General features: G+C 46.7%; 2 tRNA genes and 3 rRNA genes. All 5 read right to left on the reverse strand.

Going from position 1 to position 5,402, the window contains the following annotated elements:
* Positions 1–44: 44 nt before the first annotated feature.
* The 5 genes from rrf to C6368_RS16800 all read right to left on the reverse strand — a co-directional run bounded on the left by rrf (position 45) and on the right by C6368_RS16800 (position 5,056).
* Positions 45–158 (reverse strand): 5S ribosomal RNA (gene rrf / locus C6368_RS16780).
* A gap of 79 nt (positions 159–237) precedes the next feature.
* A 23S ribosomal RNA gene (locus C6368_RS16785) occupies positions 238–3,123 on the reverse strand.
* Positions 3,124–3,272: 149 nt separating this feature from the next.
* Positions 3,273–3,346 (reverse strand) — tRNA-Ala (locus tag C6368_RS16790).
* 10 nt (positions 3,347–3,356) lie between these two features.
* A tRNA-Ile gene (locus C6368_RS16795) sits at positions 3,357–3,430 on the reverse strand.
* Positions 3,431–3,534: 104 nt separating this feature from the next.
* A 16S ribosomal RNA gene (locus C6368_RS16800) occupies positions 3,535–5,056 on the reverse strand.
* Together the 16S, 23S and 5S rRNA genes with 2 tRNA genes alongside form the textbook arrangement of a ribosomal RNA operon.
* Positions 5,057–5,402 lie beyond the last annotated feature (346 nt).

Below are 5,402 nucleotides of genomic sequence, written 5' to 3' on the forward strand. Positions count from 1 at the left end.
AAAACAAAAAAACCTCACACAAATTAATGTATGAGGTTTTAAAAAAGTGGCGTCGTCTTACTCTCCCACCCTTAAAAGGGCAGTACCATCAGCGCAAGCAGTCTTAACTTCTCTGTTCGGAATGGGAAGAGGTGGACCCTGCTGCAATAGACACCGAAAATCTTGATTAGCAAATGCTAACACAAATATTTTTGGTTGCTATGAAAATATTGGGTGATTGAAATAGTAACAGTAGAGAACTATAAGTTTACGGGTTATTAGTACTACTCGGCTTTGACATTACTGTCTTTACACCTGTAGCCTATCAACGTGGTAGTCTTCCACGGCCCTTAAAAGATTTCTCATCTTGAGGTGAGTTTCGTGCTTAGATGCTTTCAGCGCTTATCTCATCCGCACGTAGCTACCCTGCGATGCAGCTGGCGCCACAACAGGTACACCAGAGGTGCGTCCTTCCCGGTCCTCTCGTACTAGGGAAAGGTCCTCTCAAAAATCTAACGCCCACAACAGATAGGGACCGAACTGTCTCACGACGTTCTGAACCCAGCTCGCGTGCCACTTTAATGGGCGAACAGCCCAACCCTTGGGACCTTCTCCAGCCCCAGGATGTGACGAGCCGACATCGAGGTGCCAAACCACTCCGTCGATATGAGCTCTTGGGAGTGATAAGCCTGTTATCCCCGGAGTACCTTTTATCCTTTGAGCGATGGCCCTTCCATGCGGAACCACCGGATCACTATGCTCTAGTTTCCTACCTGATCGACTTGTAGGTCTCTCAGTCAAGCACCCTTATGCCATTACACTCTACACACGATTACCAACCGTGTTGAGGGTACCTTTAGGAGCCTCCGTTACTCTTTTGGAGGCGACCACCCCAGTCAAACTACCCACCACACAATGTCCCCATTAAAAACAGGTTAGACATCAGACAATTTAAGGGTGGTATTTCAACAACGACTACTCTACGCCTAGCGACGCAGCATCAAAGTCTCCCACCTATCCTACACATAAAGTGTCCAATGTCAATGTGAAGCTATAGTAAAGGTTCACGGGGTCTTTCCGTCCCGTTGCGGGTAATCGGCATCTTCACCGATACTACAATTTCACCGAGCTCATGGCTGAGACAGTGCCCAGATCGTTGCACCATTCGTGCAGGTCGGAACTTACCCGACAAGGAATTTCGCTACCTTAGGACCGTTATAGTTACGGCCGCCGTTTACCGGGGCTTCAATTCAATGCTTCTCCTTGCGGATGACATCTCCTCTTAACCTTCCGGCACCGGGCAGGTGTCAGGCCTTATACTTCAACTTTCGTTTTCGCAAAGCCATGTGTTTTTGATAAACAGTCGCCTGGGCCTATTCACTGCGGCCTCTCCGAAGAGAGGCGTCTCTTCTCCCGAAGTTACGAGACGATTTTGCCTAGTTCCTTAGCCATGATTCACTCGAGCACCTTAGGATTCTCTCCTTGACTACCTGTGTCGGTTTGCGGTACGAGTAATTGTAACCTGAAGCTTAGAGGTTTTTCTTGGAAGCACTTAGGATCATTATCCACTCATCCGTAGACTTGTGGTACTATCACATTGGCCATTCTGTGCGGATTTGCCTACACAAAATATAGCTACACGCTTTAACGAACTATTCCGTCAGTTCGCAGATCTTTCATCACTCCGTCACCCCATCGCAGTTACAATTAGTATGGGAATATTAACCCATTGTCCATCCACTACCCCTCTCGGGTTCGCGTTAGGTCCCGACTAACCCTGAGCCGATTAGCGTCGCTCAGGAAACCTTAGTCTATCGGTGAGCAGGTTTCTCGCCTGCTTTATCGTTACTTATTCCTACATTTGCTTTTCTATGCGCTCCAGCATACCTCGAAGTACACATTCAACGCACATAGAATGCTCCCCTACCACTCTCTAAATTTAATTAGAAAATCCACAGCTTCGGTAATACGCTTATGCCCGATTATTATCCACGCTCGATCGCTCGACTAGTGAGCTGTTACGCACTCTTTAAATGAATGGCTGCTTCCAAGCCAACATCCTAGCTGTCAATGCAATCGAACCACGTTAGTTCAACTTAGCGTATATTTTGGGACCTTAGCCGATGGTCTGGGTTCTTTCCCTCTCGGACATGGACCTTAGCACCCATGCCCTCACTGCTCAGTATATCTTATAGCATTCGGAGTTTGTCAGGGTTTGGTAGGCGGTGAAGCCCCCTAGCCCAATCAGTAGCTCTACCTCTATAAGACTCGACCTGAACGCTGCACCTAAATGCATTTCGGGGAGTACGAGCTATTTCCTAGTTTGATTGGCCTTTCACCCCTATCCACAGTTCATCTGAACACTTTTCAACGTATATCAGTTCGGTCCTCCATTCCGTGTTACCGGAACTTCAACCTGACCATGGATAGATCACAAGGTTTCGCGTCTACCCCCATTAACTAAATCGCCCTATTCAGACTTGCTTTCGCTTCGACTACGGTTCTGAGAACCTTAATCTCGCTAATGAGGAGTAACTCGTAGGATCATTATGCAAAAGGCACGCCGTCACCCGTAGGCTCCGACCGCTTGTAGGCACACAGTTTCAGGATCTTTTTCACTCCCTTATTCAGGGTTCTTTTCACCTTTCCCTCACGGTACTGGTTCACTATCGGTATTTGAGGAGTATTTAGCCTTACCAGATGGTTCTGGTAGATTCAGACAGGATTTCACATGTCCCGCCCTACTCAGGATACTACTAGGTATATACAATATTTCATCTACGGGACTATCACCCTCTACGGTTGAGCTTTCCAACTCGTTTCGATTATATCATATAAGTCCACATTGTAGTCCTACAACCCCGAAGTTGCCGAAACAACTCCGGTTTGGGCTATTTCGATTTCGCTCGCCGCTACTCTCAAAATCACTATTGTTTTCTCTTCCTCTGGGTACTTAGATGTTTCAGTTCTCCAGGTTAGCTTCCACCGAAGTGGATGTTATGTCTTCAACATAACGGGTTTCCCCATTCAGAAATCTACGGATCAATAAATATTTGCTTCTCCCCGTAGCTTATCGCAGCGTATCACGTCTTTCATAGCCTCTCAAATCCAAGGCATTCCCTGTGTGCCCTTAATAACTTATTAGTTTTCTTTATTCTATTACTATTTCAATCAATTCCAACATTTCAAAGAACTTTTATTGTAAATTATCGCAATTCAATGCTAATAACCTTTATAAAAATCGTAAATACCTCTCGTAAATAAAAAATTTCATCTCGTTTGATGAAATATAGTGGAGAATATCGGAGTCGAACCGATGACCTCCTGCGTGCAAGGCAGGCGCTCTAGCCAGCTGAGCTAATCCCCCAATAAAATAGTAGTCCCGAGCAGATTTGAACTGCTGACCCCTACATTATCAGTGTAGTGCTCTAACCAACTGAGCTACGGGACTAAATGAATAATCCCACCTCAATTGCTTTGCTCCACGTGGTGGGAGAGATATTTATTGATTAAGAAATGGAAAACAGCTAACAAACGCTGTTAATGGCCCTCTAGAAAGGAGATGTTCCAGCCGCACCTTCCGGTACGGCTACCTTGTTACGACTTAGCCCCAGTTACCAGATTTACCCTAGGCAGCTCCTTGCGGTTACCGACTTCAGGTACCCCCAGCTTCCATGGCTTGACGGGCGGTGTGTACAAGGCCCGGGAACGTATTCACCGCGCCATGGCTGATGCGCGATTACTAGCGATTCCAGCTTCATGGAGTCGAGTTGCAGACTCCAATCCGAACTGAGATCGGCTTTCGAGATTCGCATCCAATCACTTGGTAGCTGCCCTCTGTACCGACCATTGTAGCACGTGTGTAGCCCAGGACGTAAGGGCCGTGATGACTTGACGTCGTCCCCGCCTTCCTCTCAGCTTGCGCTGGCAGTTTCTCTAGAGTCCTCAGCATTACCTGCTAGCAACTAAAGATAGGGGTTGCGCTCGTTGCGGGACTTAACCCAACACCTCACGGCACGAGCTGACGACAGCCATGCAGCACCTTGCAAAATGTCCGAAGAAAAAACTGTTTCCAGTCCTGTCATTATGCATTTAAGCCCTGGTAAGGTTCCTCGCGTATCATCGAATTAAACCACATGCTCCACCGCTTGTGCGGGCCCCCGTCAATTCCTTTGAGTTTCAACCTTGCGATCGTACTCCCCAGGTGCATTACTTATCACTTTCGCTTAGACACCAACTGTATATCGCTGATATCGAGTAATGATCGTTTACGGCGTGGACTACCAGGGTATCTAATCCTGTTCGCTCCCCACGCTTTCGTCCCTGAGCGTCAATTCAGGCCTAGTGAGCTGCCTTCGCTATCGGTGTTCTGTGTCATATCTATGCATTTCACCGCTACATGACACATTCCGCCCACTTCGACCGAATTCAAGACTTATAGTTTCAATGGCAATTTCTTGGTTAAGCCAAGAGATTTCACCACTGACTTAAAAGCCCGCCTGCGGACCCTTTAAACCCAATGATTCCGGATAACGCTTGGACCCTCCGTATTACCGCGGCTGCTGGCACGGAGTTAGCCGGTCCTTATTCGTTTAGTACCGTCAGCCCCCAACACGTTGGGGGGTTTCTTCCTAAATAAAAGCAGTTTACAACCCATAGGGCATTCTTCCTGCACGCGGCATGGCTGGATCAGGCTTGCGCCCATTGTCCAATATTCCTCACTGCTGCCTCCCGTAGGAGTCTGGTCCGTGTCTCAGTACCAGTGTGGGGGTTCACCCTCTCAGGCCCCCTATCTATCGCTGTCTTGGTAAGCCGTTACCCTACCAACTAACTAATAGAACGCATGCCCATCTTCTACCGCCGAAGCTTTCCTCCTAACAACTTGTGTTGTAAGGATCGTATGGGGTATTAATCCGGATTTCTCCGGGCTATCCCCCTGTAGAAGGTAGGTTGCATACGCGTTACTCACCCGTGCGCCGGTCGTCATCTGATGCAAGCACCAATGTTACCCCTCGACTTGCATGTGTTAGGCCTGCCGCTAGCGTTCATCCTGAGCCAGGATCAAACTCTCCGTTGTAAAAGACTTTGAATATTTGTTGTGGCTCATTAATTTTGTTTATTATGCTGTTTCCTTATTTCTCAATCTATCAAAGAACTTCATTGTTGTAAGTAGCTAATCTAATAACTTAAATACCTTTCTGAATTTATATTCCCGTAACACGTTTGTTTCGGGGAGGACAAAATTAGTAATTAATTTTAACCTGCAAGCTTTATTTTGAATTTAATTTAAAAAAGTTTTTGAAGCTTTCTCAAACACTCCCTCGCTCGTTTGCGGGGCGCAAAGATACTCAGGCTTTTTACATTTACAAGCTTTATTTAGATTTAATTTTAAATCTTTTTTTCAACTCTCAATATCCTGACAA

The sequence above is a fragment of the Brumimicrobium mesophilum genome, from assembly GCF_003025005.1.
In the GTDB taxonomy this organism is placed as follows: domain Bacteria; phylum Bacteroidota; class Bacteroidia; order Flavobacteriales_D; family Crocinitomicaceae; genus Brumimicrobium; species Brumimicrobium mesophilum.